15 protein-coding genes and 1 pseudogene are annotated in these 16,585 nt (G+C 57.5%); 7 read left to right on the forward strand and 9 right to left on the reverse strand.

Going from position 1 to position 16,585, the window contains the following annotated elements; translation table 11 throughout:
- Positions 1-28: 28 nt before the first annotated feature.
- Complete coding sequence (locus ACK13D_RS13420) at positions 29-1,051, reverse strand: LLM class flavin-dependent oxidoreductase (protein WP_010247994.1); 1,023 nt, start codon at positions 1,049-1,051, stop codon at positions 29-31.
- Positions 1,052-1,259: 208 nt separating this feature from the next.
- Here ACK13D_RS13420 and ACK13D_RS13425 point away from each other — a divergent pair, with 208 nt between their 5' ends.
- The 4 genes from ACK13D_RS13425 (at position 1,260) to ACK13D_RS13440 (ending at position 5,279) form a co-directional block, all read left to right on the forward strand.
- Entirely contained in the window at positions 1,260-2,222 is a 963-nt protein-coding gene (locus ACK13D_RS13425; protein WP_418796605.1) for a fatty acid desaturase, read from the forward strand.
- Entirely contained in the window at positions 2,215-2,988 is a 774-nt protein-coding gene (locus ACK13D_RS13430; RefSeq protein ID WP_418796607.1) for a phosphate/phosphite/phosphonate ABC transporter substrate-binding protein, read from the forward strand. The genes ACK13D_RS13425 and ACK13D_RS13430 overlap by 8 nt, the downstream gene beginning before the upstream one ends.
- A 185-nt stretch (positions 2,989-3,173) precedes the next feature.
- Positions 3,174-4,088: a ketopantoate reductase family protein gene (locus tag ACK13D_RS13435; RefSeq protein WP_033758344.1), complete on the forward strand. Its 915-nt coding sequence runs from the start codon at positions 3,174-3,176 to the stop codon at positions 4,086-4,088.
- Between the two features lie 129 nt (positions 4,089-4,217).
- Positions 4,218-5,279, forward strand: a complete 1,062-nt coding sequence (locus tag ACK13D_RS13440; RefSeq protein ID WP_346461884.1) for a LacI family DNA-binding transcriptional regulator — start codon at positions 4,218-4,220, stop codon at positions 5,277-5,279.
- Positions 5,280-5,372: 93 nt separating this feature from the next.
- Here ACK13D_RS13440 and tmaR read toward each other — a convergent pair whose 3' ends face one another.
- From tmaR to dacD, 3 genes are all read right to left on the reverse strand, one after another.
- Positions 5,373-5,699 (reverse strand): PTS system regulator TmaR, encoded by a 327-nt coding sequence (gene tmaR / locus ACK13D_RS13445; protein ID WP_004571340.1) that lies wholly within the window; start codon positions 5,697-5,699, stop codon positions 5,373-5,375.
- Positions 5,700-5,859: 160 nt separating this feature from the next.
- Positions 5,860-6,918, reverse strand: coding sequence for an FUSC family protein (locus tag ACK13D_RS13450; RefSeq protein WP_010248016.1), 1,059 nt, complete (start codon positions 6,916-6,918; stop codon positions 5,860-5,862).
- 265 nt (positions 6,919-7,183) lie between these two features.
- On the reverse strand, positions 7,184-8,347 hold the full coding sequence (gene dacD, locus ACK13D_RS13455) for a serine-type D-Ala-D-Ala carboxypeptidase DacD (protein ID WP_187495728.1): 1,164 nt from the start codon (positions 8,345-8,347) through the stop codon (positions 7,184-7,186).
- A 152-nt stretch (positions 8,348-8,499) separates the two neighbouring features.
- Here dacD and ACK13D_RS13460 point away from each other — a divergent pair.
- Positions 8,500-8,709 (forward strand): annotated as a pseudogene (locus ACK13D_RS13460) (type VI secretion system tube protein Hcp); the annotation flags it as partial.
- Between the two features lie 261 nt (positions 8,710-8,970).
- Entirely contained in the window at positions 8,971-10,398 is a 1,428-nt protein-coding gene (gene sbcB, locus ACK13D_RS13465) for an exodeoxyribonuclease I (protein WP_010248022.1), read from the forward strand.
- A 58-nt stretch (positions 10,399-10,456) separates the two neighbouring features.
- Here sbcB and ACK13D_RS13470 read toward each other — a convergent pair whose 3' ends face one another.
- From ACK13D_RS13470 to ltnD, 5 genes are all read right to left on the reverse strand, one after another.
- Complete coding sequence (locus tag ACK13D_RS13470) at positions 10,457-11,812, reverse strand: GntP family transporter (protein WP_052270662.1); 1,356 nt, start codon at positions 11,810-11,812, stop codon at positions 10,457-10,459.
- 125 nt (positions 11,813-11,937) lie between these two features.
- A complete protein-coding gene (locus tag ACK13D_RS13475; RefSeq protein ID WP_039389460.1) occupies positions 11,938-12,723 on the reverse strand; it encodes an HPr family phosphocarrier protein in 786 nt (261 codons plus the stop codon).
- A complete protein-coding gene (gene otnC, locus ACK13D_RS13480) occupies positions 12,723-13,367 on the reverse strand; it encodes a 3-oxo-tetronate 4-phosphate decarboxylase (protein ID WP_167423425.1) in 645 nt (214 codons plus the stop codon). The genes ACK13D_RS13475 and otnC overlap by 1 nt, the downstream gene beginning before the upstream one ends.
- A complete protein-coding gene (otnK, locus tag ACK13D_RS13485; protein ID WP_418796610.1) occupies positions 13,360-14,622 on the reverse strand; it encodes a 3-oxo-tetronate kinase in 1,263 nt (420 codons plus the stop codon). Before otnK ends, otnC begins: the two co-directional genes overlap by 8 nt.
- Positions 14,622-15,527, reverse strand: coding sequence for an L-threonate dehydrogenase (ltnD, locus tag ACK13D_RS13490; protein ID WP_228312579.1), 906 nt, complete (start codon positions 15,525-15,527; stop codon positions 14,622-14,624). Before ltnD ends, otnK begins: the two co-directional genes overlap by 1 nt.
- 267 nt (positions 15,528-15,794) lie before the next feature.
- Here ltnD and ygbI point away from each other — a divergent pair, with 267 nt between their 5' ends.
- Positions 15,795-16,556, forward strand: a complete 762-nt coding sequence (gene ygbI / locus ACK13D_RS13495) for a DNA-binding transcriptional repressor YgbI (RefSeq protein WP_033758363.1) — start codon at positions 15,795-15,797, stop codon at positions 16,554-16,556.
- Positions 16,557-16,585: the final 29 nt, after the last annotated feature.

Genomic DNA, 16,585 nt, shown 5'->3' on the forward strand with positions numbered 1-16,585 from the left:
CGCCCTGCTCTTCAGGGCGCTCTGTCGCTTAACGCCAGCCGAGTTCCGGGGCGACATACTTCAGGATCGCCTCAATCACATGGGCGTTGTAGGCGACACCAAGCTGGTTAGGCACGGTAAGCAGCAGGGTGTCGGCTTCGGCAATCGCCTCATCCTGCGCAAGCTGCTTAATTAACGCCTCTGGCTCTGCGGCATAGCTGCGGCCAAAGATAGCGCGGGTTTTCTCATCGAGAAAGCCGACGGAATCCTGGTCGTTACCGCTGCGGCCAAAGTACGCGCGGTCCATATCATTCACCAGTGCAAAGATGCTGCGACTGACGGAGACGCGTGGCGCATGCTGATGCCCCGCCGCTTTCCAGGCCTCACGGTAGGCGCGGATCTGTTTAGCCTGCTGAATGTGGAACGGCTCGCCGGTTTCATCATCTTTCAGGGTTGAACTTTGCAGGTTCATGCCCATTTTTGCCGCCCATTCTGCGGTGGCGTTGGAGCCGGATCCCCACCAGATGCGGTCGCGCAGGCCTTCAGAGAGCGGCTCAGGACGCAGCAGGCCTGGCGGATTGGGGAACATGGGCTGTGGATTGGGCTTAGCAAAACCTTCGCCGCGCAGCACCTCCAGAAACTCTTCGGTGTGACGACGGCCCATATCCGCATCGCTTTCTCCCGCTTTCGGTTCAAAGCCGAAGTAACGCCAGCCATCGATTACCTGCTCAGGTGAACCGCGGCTCAGACCCAGTTGCAGACGACCATTGGAGATCAGGTCTGCCGCGCTGGCGTCTTCCACCATGTAGAGCGGGTTTTCGTAGCGCATGTCGATGACACCGGTGCCGATCTCAATCGTTTTGGTGCGCGCTGCAACGGCAGCCAGCAGCGGAAACGGCGAGCTGAGCTGACGGGCAAAATGGTGGACGCGGAAGTAAGCGCCATCTGCGCCCAGCTCTTCGGCGGCGACCGCTAAGTCGATCGATTGCAGTAACACATCCTGCGCGGTACGGGTGGCGGACTGCGACGAGGGCGTCCAGTGACCAAAGGATAAGAAGCCAATATTTTTCATCTGTATTTCTCCTGACAGGCGGTAAACGCCCGTGGATGCAAGGCGATTTCTGATAGAGAAAGGTTACGCCCCCGGAGCCGCCACTGATAGTCAATATCTTTCAGCGCCATATTCAGGAATTTCGACATAGCTAAGCAGATTATCCACTTTGCCTTTGCCCGTCCTTTCTTTCACTGTTCAGATTCCCGCTTCCGCTGTCAGGTGAATCATGCACACCGGTTATCTCTCTCTACAGCAGCGCGCCTGGCTTAAAGCGCGCGCACGCAGCTGGCTCTGGCGCAGCGAACTGCCGACCTGGCTGCTAATCGGTGTGATCTATGGCGGCTGGTTTTCGGTGATGCTGAACGCGCAGATGCTGGGACGGCTGCCCGCCACCCTGCTGCTGATCGTCTTCACTGGCTGGTATATGTCGCTGCAGCATGAGCTGATTCACGGCCATCCCACACGCTGGCCGCGGGTGAATCAGCTATTTGGCACCCTGCCGCTGGCGGTCTGGTATCCCTACGGACTCTATCGCGATTCTCATCTGGCCCATCATCGCAATCACACCCTGACTGAGCCGGATGAGGATCCGGAAACCTACTATCTCTCCGCTGCTCGCTGGGCGAAGTTGCCGCGCTGGCAGCAGCAGCTGATTCATCTGCGTAACACTTTTTTGGGACGGTTGCTGCTCGGCCCGCTGCTGGATGTGGCGGCGACCTTCGGCGGGATGTGGCAGGCACTGCGCCGCGGCGATCGGCCCGCGATAGCGATGTGGCTGCTGCACGGGGCGCTGCTGGCACTACTGTTTTTCTGGATGGCACGGCAGGGATTTTCGCCGCTGTGGTATCTGCTGACGGTGAGTTATCCGGCGCTGGCGCTGACCAAAGTGCGATCTTTCTATGAGCATCGTGCGGCGGACGATCCGCTGGCACGGTCGGTGAATAATGAAGCGGCGTGGCCGTGGCGCATGCTATTCCTGAATCTGAACTACCATTCAGTGCATCACGACCTCCCCGGCGTCCCCTGGTATGGCCTGCGTCGCCTCTATCTGCGCGACCGCGAGCATTACTACCAGCGCAATCATGGCTTTCGCGTGGCGGGTTATCGGGTCTGGCTGCGTCAGTTCTGGGTCAGACCGGTCGGGGTCAATGTCCATCCGGGACGATCAGCGGAGAAAACGCATGAATAACCTGCTCGCCTTGCCGATGTATGCGATTCACCCGCCCGCCACACGAGCACTGATGCAGGCAGTGGTTACCCTGCTGACGCAGCACGGCATCGCTACGCAGCCGGTCTGGCCTGAGGATCTGCTGACACACTGGCAGGATAATCGATTGCTGCTGAGCCAGACCTGCGGCTATCCGCTGGTCAGCCAGCTTCCTGCGGTTCAGCTGGTCGGCACCTTTCACTATCAGGCCCCAGGCTGCAACGGCCGTGACTATCGCAGCTGGCTGGTGGCGCGGGACAAACAGGCGACGCTGGCCGATTTTAACGACCAGCGGGCCGTAGCTAACAGCCTGGACTCTCACTCCGGCTATAACGCGCTGCGGTTTGTGGCTGCGCTTCAGGGCGTGAGATTTTCGCAGCTACTGCTGAGCGGTGGGCATCGTCAGTCGCTGGCAGCACTGCGTGATTCACAGGCGGATATCGCGGCTATCGACTGCGTCAGCTGGGCGCTGCTGGCGCGCTATGAGCCGGATGCGCTGCGCGGCCTGCATATCATCGGTGAAACGCCAGCCGCGCCCGGATTGCCGTTGATCACGGCAGCCCCGACGTCAGTGGGCCGGCTGGAGAGACTCCGCTCGACGCTGCATCAGCTGGTGAACGATCCCACCTGGCGCACCGTCTGCGACGATAACCTGATCGGCGGATTCAGCCCGGTGCAGCGAGACGATTATCAGGGCGTGCTGGCGTGGGAACAGCAGGCTGCCGCGCTGGGCGTCACCCGGCTGTAACACCCCCCTCTGTTTCGAACTGCTTACCGGGCAGGGAAAATCTGATTTCTCTGCATCGTCACCTCCCTGCCCGCGCTTTCCCGGCCTCTCATTTCATGCTCCCCGATGCGCTCTGACCCAGGCTAAGACTGGTAAGCCCGGTCACGGCGTTCTAAGGTAGAGGTTTTCAGCAGAGGGAGAGTGGGATGCGCATTCTGATGGCAGGCGCCGGCGCGACCGGTGGATATTTTGGTGCACGGCTGGCTCAGGCGGGCCAGGACGTGACTTTTCTGGTCCGTGAACGGCGTTATCAGCAGCTTCAGGCCAGCGGCCTGGTGTTGCAGACGCCGCAAGGCACTGAAACACTAAAGCCGCAGCTGGCTCAGGCGAGCAGCCTGACGGGCCACTATGATCTGATTATCGTGACGGTGAAGAGCTTTGCCCTTGATCAGGTGATGGAGGATATTGCACCTGCAGTGGGTCCGGAAACGCTGATCATGCCGATTCTGAACGGATTGCGGCACATCGCAACGCTGCAACAGCGTTTCGGCGAAGATAAGGTGATTGGCGGCCTGTGCAAAATCAACGCGACGCTGGGTGACAATGGCGAAGTTATCCAGATGACGCCGCTGCATCAGCTCTATTATGGCGCGCTGGACGGTAACAACGATGCGCGACTGCAGCGGGTTGATGCGGCGCTGCGTGACTGTCAGGTCGATACCCGATTCAGCGATAACATCATGGATGAGCTGTGGGAGAAGTGGCTGCTGCTGAGCACGCTCGGCGCGGTTTGCTGCCTGGCGCGCGGAAATACCCAACAGATACTCACCTCGCGCGGCGGCGAAGCGCTGTTACAGGGTGTTTTCTCGGAGATTCTGTCAGTCATTACTGCCGAAGGCTATCAGACGCGTCCGGCGGCCACTGCCCGCATTCTTGAGCTGTTAAGCGATCCGGCCACCCCGATGACCTCCTCAATGTACCGCGATTTAACCCAGGGCTTTGATATCGAAGCCGATCAGGTGATAGGTGACCTGCTGCTGCGGGCGAAACGCCATAGTCTCGCCACGCCACTGCTTAACGCGGTGGATGTGAACCTTCAGGTCTATCTGCAGCAGCGTTAATGGCCCTGCCAGATACCGTGACCGGGTGCTGCAACGGACCCGGTTTTTGTGGTCGTGAAAGTGTGGTGTGCAGCAGCAGTGCAGCAGGAAAATTTGCTACACTCGTCGCTTCATCTTTTGGAGAGTTCAATGACTTCCCGCTCCGTGACCCTCGATGATGTCGCTCAACTGGCCGGCGTCTCATATCAAACCGTTTCACGTGTTTTAAATCGTTCTGAACAGGTGTCAGCCCGCACGCGGGAAAGGGTTGAGGCGGCGATGCTGCAGCTCAATTATGTGCCCAATCGTGTGGCGCAGCAGCTGGCCGGTAAGGCGACGCGCACGCTGGGTCTGGCCACCAGCGACCTGGCCCTGATGGCTCCTGCGCAGATCGCCTCAGCGATCCAGCAGCGCGCCGCCGGGGCGGGTTATCATCTGGTGATCGCCATGGACAGTGGTAACGATGCGGCAGCAACGGTGAATGAACTGCTGGCACAGCGGGTCGATGGACTGCTGATCAACCTGCCGCTGGAGGCAGATGAGGCGCAACAGATCCAGTTGCTCTGCGGCAGCAAACCGGTGCTGTTTCTGGATGTCGAACCCCAGGCGGCGGTAGCGCAGTGTCAGTACCCGAATGAGTCTGGCGCACGTGCCGCCGTTGAACATCTGGTGGCGCTGGGTCATCGTCAGATTGGTTTGTTAAACGGGCCGCTGCGCTCGGTCTCGGCCCGTCAGCGTGAAAATGCATGGCGTCAGGCGCTGGCCGATCATCAGCTGACACTGCACTGTTCTCTGCGCGGGGACTGGAGCGCGCAGTCGGGTTATCAGGCGCTACTGGCGCAGCTTCCCGACGATCTGCCGCAGGCGCTGCTGGTGGCGAACGATCAGATGGCGTTGGGTGCGATGCGGGCGCTGCATCAGTATGGCGTAGCCATTCCTGGCGAGATATCGGTGATTGGATATGATGACACCGCCGAGAGTGCGTGGTATCAGCCGCCGCTGACCACGGTGCGGCAGGATTTGCAATTTCTCGGCGCGCAGAGCGTCGAGCGGATGCTGGCCCGGCTTCAGGGAGCAGAGGCGTCAGACAACGCGCTGGAAACCACGCTGGTGATCCGGGAGACCACCGCCCCGCCTGCTGATGAGCGGGTCAATTTAGTGGCGCTGTCACAGCAGTTACAGGTGATCGCCCGCAGGCTGGCGGGAAAATAACCCTGCGCTGACGCAGGCAATAAAAAACCCGCCCCACCGGAGTGGATGCGGGTTTGCATAGGACGTCTGGCGCTTGCGCGCTGCTGTCTGCCCTTACGCTTTCGGGTGTTCGCCCACGCCCATCGCTTTGATCTTTTTCGACAGCTCGCGACGCTCTTTAGACAGGTCGGCGTTTTTGATGATGTACTCATCCACGCGATCTTCATAATCCACACGCATGCTGGCGATGATTTCCTGAATAGCCTCAACGCTCATGCCGGGTTTGATATATTCGCTCAGGTTGTCGAGCAGCAGTACGCGCTTCTGGTTGTCGCGAATTTTCTTCTCGTTGTCGACAATTTCACGCTGCAGTTTGTTTTTGCGGCGGAACATACGCACGAACTCCAGTACGTCCTGAAATGATTGCTTGGCATTTTCCATGATGGCACCTTTCTTTGAGCCTGCTGACGCAGGGAGAGAGTCAAAACGATCAGCTTAGCGGCTAGCCCGCCAGGTAAGCAATTTTCACAGCTAAATTCAGACTGGCTCTTATCTTAGCGCAAAGAAACCCTGTTTCACATTAAGTCATTGTCTGAGGTGATTATTTGCGCAGCGCCATCCGCATCAGGTCGGTCATCCGTTCCAGCTGTTTTGCCAGTTCCAGTGTCAGCCAGACGTAGCCGTAGATCGGCGTCTCCTCCAGACCTTCGCTGCCCGCTTCCGCGATCAGTCGCCGCAGTTCGCCACTGATTTCGGTCAGCTCGTGACTGTTAGCCACCACCTCTTCCGTTTCCCCTTCAATCGCCATGACCGACAGCGCCCGCAGCGTGTTCTCAGTCATCTGCTGGGTGCGGCGCAATGCAGGCGCGTTAAGCATAATCAGATGGCTCTCGCGCGATGCCCACCAGGCATTAATCTGCATCTCAATGGTGTAAACCATATTACGGTTGATGGTCTGGATCGCTTCAAGCACCGATTTTGGAATGCGCGTCTCTTTGCTTGACGGCTCCAGCAGCGCCCGCATTTTGATCACGCTGCTCAGCAATTTGCCCAGCGGCTTGTTGAGGCGTGGCTTTTCAACCAGGTTGGGTGAGAAGCCGGCGTGATAGATTTTTGCCATTTCCGCCAGCGCGTCGGAGAGCTGAATGCGCCAGTGTGTATAGGCACGCTGCGCCCAGATAGCGGTAAACAGCAACGCCATCAGCGATCCCAGAATCACATCACCGCCGCGCCACAGTGCCATCGTGAAATCGCCGGTTGGTGCGCCCACGACCACGCTCAGCGTAATCCCGATCAACAACGCCATGTAGGGATGTTTGCCCAGCGTCAGGTAGCCACTGATCATCATGATGCCGCCGCACCAGGCCAGCATCATCGGCATCGAGATCAGCTCCAGCTTCAGGGCGATCAGACCGGATATTGACCCGGCGACCGTGCCGCTGATGCGCTGCAGTGCGCGCGGAAATACATTCCCCCAGGTGGAGATGGGCCCCATCACCACCACCAGCGTAATCAGCGGCCAGGTGCCTTCAGGGATATCGGTCGCCCGCACAAAGATAAAGCAGAGCAAAAAGGCGATGGCAATACGCACACCGTGGACGGAGCGATAATGGCGATAAAACCAGAACTCCAGTTTTGATATGGGCTTATCGGGACGCAAAATGACTTTCCGGTTGCGGGAACATGATGTGGCTATCTTAACGCTGAACGCGGCTCAGGCTTAGCGCGGGCCGGATATTTAAAACAGTTTTGACGTTCGCTTACAATTATCAACATCCGCCTCACATACTTTCCCGGTAGTTAAAAACAACTTAATGTGATTTTTTAACCTTTATCGGCTCTCAGTAACACGCTCAGGGCAGCCAGCGTGCAAGTAAAAACGGGCAGCCCGCAGGCTACCCGTTTTAGTGCTGACAATCGGCTAATCAGAACTTCTGCTTGAGATAATCCGTCAGGCGGGTAATGACGCCTGCAGGTTCAACCGCACTCAACGCCACCAGCGGATAGTGGGCAATCTGCTGATCTTTATCCATCACCTGAATTTCACCAATGACTTCGTTGGCTTTCAGCGGGGCTTCCAGATCTTTGCGATCGATGACGTACTTCGCCTTCACGTTCTGCACTTCACTGCGCGGCAGTGACAGATAAACATCTTCTGCGGTACCCACATCCACCTGATGAGGATTGCCATACCAGACGTTTTCGCTGCCAATTTTCTTACCGGCATGGAACAGCTGAACGGTATCAAAGGTGTTCTGTCCCCAGACCAGCAGTTTACGCGCCTGCTCTTCGCGGCCTTTCGGGCTTTTACCGCCCATGACGACGGCGATCAGGCGATGCTTGCCCACCACATTCGAGGCGATGATGTTAAAGCCCGCGGTCTCAGTGTGACCGGTTTTCAACCCATCAACGTGGAGATTATTATCCCACAACAGGCCATTACGGTTGTTCTGGGTAATGCCATTCCAGGTCAGGGTCTTCTCACTGTACATGGCATAAAAATCAGGCTCACCATCAATAATGGCGCGTGACAGTTTCGCCATATCCAGCGCGCTGGAGAACTGACCCGGCGCATCCAGACCATGAACCGTTTCAAAATGGGTATTCTGCAGGCCGAGCTTCTCAACGTAGTGATTCATCATGCCGACGAAGTTCGCTTCGCTGCCCGCCACATAATCAGCCAGGGCAACGCAGGCGTCGTTACCGGAGTCGATGATGACGCCACGGCTTAAATCCCGGACGCTCAGCTTATCGCCTGGCTTCAGGAACATCAGCGAGGAGCCTTTGAACACCGGATTACCCGCCGCCCAGGCATCTTTTCCGACCGTAACCATGTCGTCACGGCTGATTTTCTTCTGGTCAATGGCGCGATCAACCACGTAACCGGTCATCAGTTTGGTCAGGCTGGCGGGATTACGGCGTTCATCGGGATTGCCAGCGGTCAGAACCTGTCCTGTAGTGGCATCCATCAGCACCCAGGAAGCCGCATCAACCGCCGGAGGCGTCACAGGAAAGGGAATCGCATCAGCCTGCGCCAGCGAGGCCCAAAAAACAGTAGCGGTAACGGTGAACAGCAGACGCCTTTTCAACACTTCATCCTTAATTGCACGGGAGAGAAAATTTCTAAAACGAAACGGAAACAGCCGCACGTTTTACGGCAAAAGCGTTGTGAAGGTTTGAATAAATTGAAAAAAAGTATGAACTGCGACGAGTATGGCTGATGCCTGCAGGGGGGTGGTAACGGCTAATTGATGCAGGAAATGAGACCGAATATTTCAATATCATCCTGGAAAACGTTAAGGTCACTACGGTATCGCCCTGCCTTGCACCCAGCGGCATGAGCAGCACGCATCTGGAAACACCGGAATTACGCTATGCAGCAATAACCTGGAAATATGTCGAAGGGAATATTATCTATCGTGACTCATGGAATGAGCGAGCTACAGCCTGAGAGGTAAAAAGTCCGCTTTACTCCTTGCCCCTGACCGCTCAGTCAGATACTACGCCCCCCCGCTACCATCCGAAACTTCAGGCCAGTGGGATTATGGTTTACCATGTAGTAAGTGAAGCCTGAGCATGAATGACCTTGCCCGGCAAAGGCACCGCTCTCGCACCAGCAGCCAGGCGCCGATGAAGAAAGGCATCCAGCGAACGGGAAGCCTGATGACTTTCTGTTCATCAGTTTAGTGAACGCAATGAACGGATATGAAATTTGAATAACGACCGCGTACAGCCCACTTTCCTCTTCCACGATTACGAGACCTTCGGCACCAGCCCTTCTCGTGACCGGCCAGCCCAGTTTGCCGGCCTGCGCACCGACAGTGAGTTTAATCCGGTCGGCGAACCCGAAGTGTTCTACTGCCGTCCGCCTGATGACTATCTGCCACAGCCCGAAGCGGTGATGATCACCGGCATTACCCCGCAGATAGCGATGAGTCGCGGCGTGATCGAAGCTGAGTTCGCTGAACGCATCCACGCGTTGTTCACCACGGAGCAAACCTGTGTGGTGGGCTACAACAACGTGCGTTTCGATGATGAAGTGACGCGCAATATCTTCTATCGCAACTTTTACGATCCCTATGGCTGGGCCTGGCAAAACGGCAACTCACGCTGGGACCTGCTCGACGTGATGCGTGCCTGCTACGCGTTACGGCCAGAAGGGATCAACTGGCCTGAGAATGAAGAAGGTTTTCCCAGTTTCCGGCTGGAGCATCTGACCAAAGCAAACGGCGTCTCCCATGAAAATGCGCACGATGCCATGTCCGACGTTTACGCCACGCTGGCGATGGCGAAGCTGGTGAAGGAGAAGCAGCCAAAACTGTTTGAGTTTTTGTTTACCCATCGTAACAAAAACAAGCTGATGAACCTGATTGATATCCCGCAGATGAAACCGCTGGTTCATGTCTCCGGCATGTTCGGTGCCGCGCGCGGTAACACCAGTTGGATCGTACCGCTGGCCTGGCATCCCGATAACCGCAATGCGCTGATTGTGGTGGATCTGGCGGGCGACATGTCACCGCTGCTGCAACTGGATGCCGACACGCTGCGTGAGCGTCTTTACACGCCGAAAAACGATCTCGGCGATCTGCCTGCGGTGCCGGTCAAACTGGTGCATATCAATAAGTGTCCGGTGCTGGCGCCTGCCAGTACGCTGCGGCCGGAAGATGCGGCCCGGCTGAATATTGATCGTCAGCACTGCCTGGCGAATCTGGCGCTGCTGCGTCAGCAGCCCGACGTGCGGGAAAAACTGGTTACGCTATTTGCCGAAGCGGAGCCGTTTACGCCGTCAGATGATGTGGACACGCAACTCTATGATGGCTTCTTCAGTGATGCCGACCGGGCGGGGATGAATATTATCCGCCAGACCGCGCCCGCGAATCTGCCTGCGCTGGACCTGAGCTTTGAGAGTGCACGGGTAGCGAAACTGCTGTTCCGCTACCGGGCGCGTAACTTCCCCGGCACGCTGGATGATACCGAGCAGCAACGCTGGTTGCAGCACCGTCGTGACGTGCTTAATGCCGATCGGGTGCAGGCGTTTATGCAGGAACTGGAAGGTCTGGCGAATCTGCACGAAGCGGATGCAGAAAAGGTTGGGCAGCTTAAAGCGCTCTATCTCTATGCGCAGGAGTTGGTTTCCTGAAGCACTAAGAGTCTGACCCGGTATCCCCTGCCGGGTCAGACTTTCTGATGCTGCTTAATCAGAGCACGGTCCACGCCAGCCAGGTCAGCGCAAAACCACTCAGCCCCATTAGCGTTGTCAGAACTGTCCAGGTGCGTAAACCGTCGGCCACCGAAAGTCCCAGATAACGGGTCACCACCCAGAATCCCGCATCATTGACATGCGACAATCCCAGACCACCAAAACAGGCCGCCAGGGTGACCAGTACCCGTTGCATATCCGTCACGCCGGTCACCGCCTGGGTCAGCAAACCGCTGGTGGTCAGGATCGCCACCGTGGCGGAACCCTGTGATGCACGCAGCGCCAGCGACAGGATAAACGCCGCGGGCACCAGCGGCAGATGCAGCGTTTCAAGCGTGACCGCCAGCGCTTTACCCACGCCCGACTCCACCAGCACTTTGCCGAATGCACCACCGGCCCCGGCCACCAGAATCACGCTGGCTGAGGTGGGAATGGCCCGGCCGGTCAGATCTTCCAGCTTATCTTTGCTCCAGCCACGCCTTACGCCCAGCAGCCAGGCCGCAAGCCCTAAGGCAATCAGCAGGGCAATCGGCGGTGTGCCGATCACGGTCATCACACTACGCAGCAGACTCCCTTCAGCCAGCAGTGTGTGTGACAGAGTTCCCAGCACGATCAATACAATCGGGACCACAATCAGGCCGCTGATGGTGAGCGCACCGGGTGGTGCCGGTTCATTCTTCTTTTCCTGCCCTTCCGGCCTGGCCATCTGCAACTGTTCCAGCACCTCCACCGACAGAGGGTAGTGGCGACGGTTCATGAATTTCGCTACGTAGTAGCCGATGATCCCGACCGGCACGGAAATCGCGATTCCCAGTATCATCAGCCATCCCATGTCGGTGTGCAGGATCCCGGCTGCCGCCGCTGCGCCCGGATGGGTCGGCAATGCCACATGTACCGTCAGCATCACACCCGCCATCGGCAGGCCAAACTTCAGCGGCGAGACCCGCGCCACTTTGGTAAAGCCATAAATCAGCGGAATAACAATGATAAAGCCGACTTCAAAAAATACCGGGATGCCAAGGATAAAGGCCGCCATGGTCAATGCCGCAACGGTACGCTTCAGCCCCAGCGTTTTACTGAAACGCTGCGCCAGCGACTCGGCACCGCCCGAGGCTTCAATAATCGCCCCAAGCATGGCACCAAGAACGATGATGATGGTGATGTGCCCGAGCAGCCCGCCCATCCCCGTGATAATCGTCTCCATGATTTTTTCAGCCGGAATGCCGGTGGCGATGGCCACCAGCAGACTGACAATTAACAGGGCGACAAAGGGATGAACTTTGACTTTGATGACCAGCAGCAGCAGGATCACGATGCTGGCGGTCGCTATGGCTAACAGCAGTGCGGTGGACATAGTAAACCTCAGAAATTGTTATATTTTTTAGGTTATCGGCGTACAGAATAAACAGGTGCAGGGTCAGAAAAAGGACGAAAAAATCTCAACCGGTGCCGAAACACCGGTTTTTTTAGCCCGTTAAATCAGGTTTTTCTCGCCCAGGGCGCAAACCAGCCAAGGCCCGCAGTAGTGCTGCCGCGCGGGATATATTCGCAGCCCACCCAGCCGGAATAGCCGACCTCATCCAGCAGTGAGTAGAGATAGGGGTAATTGATTTCACCCTCATCCGGTTCATGACGATCCGGTGCCGAAGCAATCTGCACGTGCCGATAGCGTCCGGCATAGTGGCGAATCAAATGGCTGAGGTTGCCATCCACCCGTTGCGCATGGAACAGGTCGAGCTGAGTGAAGACATTGGGTCGATCGATCTGTTCGACCATCTCCAGCGTCTGATACTGGCTGGCATAAAGATAGTTGGGTTTGGTTGTGGGATTCAGCGCCTCAATCAGCAGGATGATGCCGTGCGGCGCAAAGCGCTCAGCCGCATAACGCATATTGCTGATAAAGGTCTCAACGTAGCGCTGACGGTCAGCGTCGGGCGGCACCGTCGCCGCCATGATGTGCACCTGCGGGCAGTTCAGCGCCAGCGCATAGCTCAGGGCGCGATCGATATCCGCCTTTGCTTCTGCTTCACGTCCGGGGATGGCCGAAACGCCCCACTCACCCGCTGCGACGTTGCCGGGTGCGGTATTGAACAGCACCAGTTGCAGCTGGTTATCATCGAGCCACTGCTTGATCTGCGTGGCGGGATAGTCATAAGGAAACAGAAATTCGACGGCGGTGAAACCGGCTTCCGCCGCTGCAGCGAAGCGTTCAGCAAACGGCAATTCAGTAAACTGCGTCGAAAGGTTAGCAGCAAACTTCGGCATTATCGGCTCCTTAATTCCGCCACTTCGGCATCATTGAGATAACGGATTGGGCGGTCGCCCAGGGTAAAAATCAGCCGGGCGGTCTCCTCCAGCTCTTCAGTGTTATCTGCCGCTTCCTGCAACGATTTCCCCACTACCACCGGGCCATGATTCGCCAGCAGGAAGGCACGGTAACGTGGAGCCAGCGCCGCGAGATCCTCGGCCAGTCGCCCATCACCCGGCTTGTAGTAAGGCACAACCGGCACATCACCGACACGCATCACCACATAGGGGGTAAACGGACGGATGCAGTTGTCCGTGTCCAGTCCCTGTAAACAGGAGAGCGCCGTCAGGTAGTGGCTATGCAGATGCACCACCGCCCTGCAGTCGGGATTATTCAGATAGAGCGCGCGGTGAAACGCAATCTCTTTGGAGGGTTTATCGCCTGAGAGCCATTCACCGTCAGGCGTGACTTTGGCCAGCCGGTCACCCTGTAATTCACCCAGGCATGAACCGGTGGGAGTCGCCAGCAGATTGCCATCCTCCAGCAACATTGAGAGGTTGCCCGCCGAGCCGGTGGCATAGCCGCGCAGAAAGAACGAAGCGCCAAGACGCACCATCTCGTCACGCGCCTGCTGTTCTGTTAAAGAGAAAGATTCAGACATCAGTAAACTCCGTTTGCGCGCGGCGGAAGAAATCTTCATCGCCAAAATTGCCCGATTTCAGTGCCAGAGAGAGCGGCTGATGAATGTCGCGCACCCAGGGCACGCCGGGCGAAATCGTCGGGCCGATATGAAAGGCCGTCACACCCAGGCTCTGCGCGACCACGCCGGAGGTTTCGCCACCCGCCACGATAAAGCGCTGCCATCCGCGCCGTTTCAGCTCGCGGGTGACGGCAGCAAACAGTTGCTCAACGGCTTCGCTGCTGCGCTGAGCGCCAAAACGCTGTTGAATCGCCTGCAATTGTTGCGCGTCAGCGGTGGCAAACAGCAGGGGTGCCAGCGTCTGATCGCTGTTCGCTTCCACCCAGTCGCATAACTGCCGGGCATAAGCCCCGGCATCTTCCAGACAGCGTTCAGTCTCAACTTCGCAGGCCGGTGCCAGCTGGCGGTACGCGGCGACCTGACGATTGGTCATCTGTGAACAGGAACCGGAAAGCACCACGGCGCGATCGCCCTGCGGACGGCCTGCCTGCTCCGCTTTTGCATCACTCTCAGCCGTCGCCCACTGCCGTGCCAGACCGATGGCCAGCCCGGAACCGCCGGTGACCAGGCGCAGATCGCTCAGTGCTTCGCCCAGGGTCAACAGATGTTCCTGATGCAGGACGTCAGTTACGACGTAGTTGATCCCCTGCGCCGCCAGCTGACCCAGCGCCTGCCGTACTGACTCAGCGCCCTGATCGACCTGTGCCGCAGCGATCAGCCCGGCTTTGCCCGTCGCCTGTGATGTCATCAGCCGCAGCAGGTTGCTGTCGTGCATCGGTGTGACGGGATGATGCCGCATACCGGAATCTGACAGCAGCTGATCGCCAACAAACAGGTAGCCCTGATAAACGGTGCGGCCATTCACCGGCAGCGCCGGACAGATTACCGTCTGCGTTTCACCCAGCGCCTGCAACAGGGCGTCGGTTACCGGACCGATATTGCCCTGCGCGGTACTGTCGAAGGTGGAACAATATTTGAAGTAGAAACGCTCACAGCCCTGCTTCTGCAGCCAGGCCAGCGCAGCCAGCGACTGAGCAACCGCCTGGTCTGCCGGACAGGAGCGGCTCTTCAGGCTGATCACAATCGCCTGCGCCTCTGTGGTTTCCTCGCTGTCAGGAATGCCGTTGAACTGAATAGTGATCAGCCCGTTCTGCACCAGAAAACTGGCGATGTCAGTCGCACCGGTAAAATCGTCCGCTATCACGCCAAGCCGCATCAGATTTTCTCCTCTGCCTGCGGCAGCGTGATGCCGCTGAAGATTTTAATTACTGCACTGTCATCTTCACGGCCGTAACCGGCGTTGCTGGCTTCGGTGAACATATTGAGGGCGGTTGAGGCCAGCGGCAGCGGGAAGTGCAAGGCTTTCGCGGTATCGGCCACCAGGTTGAGATCTTTCACAAAGATATCGACCGCCGATTTCGGGCTGTAGTCGCCATCCACCACATGCCGCATGCGGTTTTCGAACATCCATGAATTGCCTGCGGCGTTGGTGACCACTTCATACATGGTTTCCAGCGGGATGCCGGCACGCGCCGCCAGCGCCATCGCTTCTGCCCCGACCGCGATGTGAACACCTGCCAGCAGCTGATGGATAATTTTGACGGTTGATCCGAGGCCGATCTCACTGCCCACGCGATAAACTTTGGCTGCCACGGCATCCAGTACAGATTGCAGTTGCGTAAAGGCCGCGTCGCTGCCGGACGCCATCACCGTCATCTCACCGCTGGCCGCTTTAGCGGCACCGCCGGAGACCGGTGCATCCAGCATCAGCAGCTGATATTGCGCCAGCTGTTGTTCAATCTGCTGCGCATCCCGGGCGGACAATGTGGATGAGACCATGACCACGGTGCCGGGACGCAGTTTTGCGGCCAGGCCCTCTTCACCAAACAGAATGGCGTTAACCTGCTGCGCATTTACCACCAGCAGCAAAACGGCATCAAGCTGGTCTGCAAAGGCGGATGCTGAAGGCTGCGCATCACGCGCGCCGGCCTGGCGTAAGTTCTCAAGCGCGGCGGGATTCAAATCGACACCCCAGGTATTGAGACCGGCACGCAGGCAGGATTTCGCGGCACCCATGCCCATGGAACCTAACCCGATAACGCAGATATTTTCAGCTGGCACGATACGCCTCCACTGTTAATTTAAGTGATTATTTGTTTGTTACTGTTAATCCTGCCAGTTTACTGCCGCCAAAAATGTGTTACCGCTCACAAAAAAATATTCCCGATGTGAACCAGAACAATTTTTAACATTACCACACTGGCAGCGCTGGCCCTGTTGCAGTGCGGTTAGCGCCGCCGTTGCCGGGGTTACCGCTGTTATTATTTGTTCTGGTTAACTGGCAGATACTTTATAATGTGAAAAAATGATAATTATCAGGGAGCCGATATGATTCCGGTTGAACGTCATCAACAGATTCTTGCGCTGGTGGCCGATCGTGGCGTGGTGAGCATTGCAGAACTCACTGAACGGCTGGGTGTGTCACACATGACCATACGCCGTGATGTGCAGAAACTGGAGGAGCAAGGGGCCGTGCTGTCGGTCTCCGGCGGCGTGCGCTCAGCCGACCGGCTGGCGGCTGAGCCGTCACATCTGACGAAAAGCGCCCTCTACAACGAGGAGAAGCGCGCAATTGGCCGCACCGCCGCCCGACAGATCCCACGTAACAGCTGCATCTATCTGGATGCCGGCACGACAACGTTAGCGCTGGCAAGAGAAGTGGTGGATCGCGATGATTTACTGGTGGTGACCAATGATTTTATGGTGGCGAATCTGCTGATGGAGGCCAGTCAGTGCCGGGTTATTCACACGGGCGGCACCGTATGCCGGGAGAACCGCTCCTGTGTCGGCGAGTCGGCGGCACGCAGCCTGCGTCATCTGGCCATTGATATTGCCTTTATTTCCGCCTCCTGCTGGGGGCCGCGTGGCTTGTTTACGCCGGATGAAGATAAAGTGATGGTGAAGCAAGCGGTGAGTGAGGTGAGCAGTAAGCGGGTATTGCTGAGTGACAGTTCGAAGTACAACAGGATTGCGACGTTTCTGGCTTTACCGCTGGAGAGCTTTGATCGGGTAGTGACAGACACGCATCTGAGTGAGTCGGCGCGGGAGTTGTTAAGTGCGGGGAGCTGTGAACTGGTACTGGCTGGTTAAGCTGTCGCCGCCTTCCCTGAGACCGGGAA

Origin of the sequence: Pantoea sp. K16, assembly GCF_048452805.1 — a bacterium.
In the GTDB taxonomy this organism is placed as follows: domain Bacteria; phylum Pseudomonadota; class Gammaproteobacteria; order Enterobacterales; family Enterobacteriaceae; genus Pantoea; species Pantoea agglomerans.

Coding starts and splice junctions, on each gene's coding strand:
- ygbI (WP_033758363.1), top strand. CDS start 15,795: ATGATTCCGGTTGAACGTCATCAACAGATTCTTGCGCTGGTGGCCGAT.
- ACK13D_RS13420 (WP_010247994.1), bottom strand. CDS start 1,051: ATGAAAAATATTGGCTTCTTATCCTTTGGTCACTGGACGCCCTCGTCG.
- ACK13D_RS13425 (WP_418796605.1), top strand. CDS start 1,260: ATGCACACCGGTTATCTCTCTCTACAGCAGCGCGCCTGGCTTAAAGCG.
- tmaR (WP_004571340.1), bottom strand. CDS start 5,699: ATGGAAAATGCCAAGCAATCATTTCAGGACGTACTGGAGTTCGTGCGT.
- ACK13D_RS13470 (WP_052270662.1), bottom strand. CDS start 11,812: ATGTCCACCGCACTGCTGTTAGCCATAGCGACCGCCAGCATCGTGATC.
- otnC (WP_167423425.1), bottom strand. CDS start 13,367: ATGTCTGAATCTTTCTCTTTAACAGAACAGCAGGCGCGTGACGAGATG.
- ACK13D_RS13475 (WP_039389460.1), bottom strand. CDS start 12,723: ATGCCGAAGTTTGCTGCTAACCTTTCGACGCAGTTTACTGAATTGCCG.
- ACK13D_RS13435 (WP_033758344.1), top strand. CDS start 3,174: ATGCGCATTCTGATGGCAGGCGCCGGCGCGACCGGTGGATATTTTGGT.
- otnK (WP_418796610.1), bottom strand. CDS start 14,622: ATGCGGCTTGGCGTGATAGCGGACGATTTTACCGGTGCGACTGACATC.
- ACK13D_RS13430 (WP_418796607.1), top strand. CDS start 2,215: ATGAATAACCTGCTCGCCTTGCCGATGTATGCGATTCACCCGCCCGCC.
- ACK13D_RS13440 (WP_346461884.1), top strand. CDS start 4,218: ATGACTTCCCGCTCCGTGACCCTCGATGATGTCGCTCAACTGGCCGGC.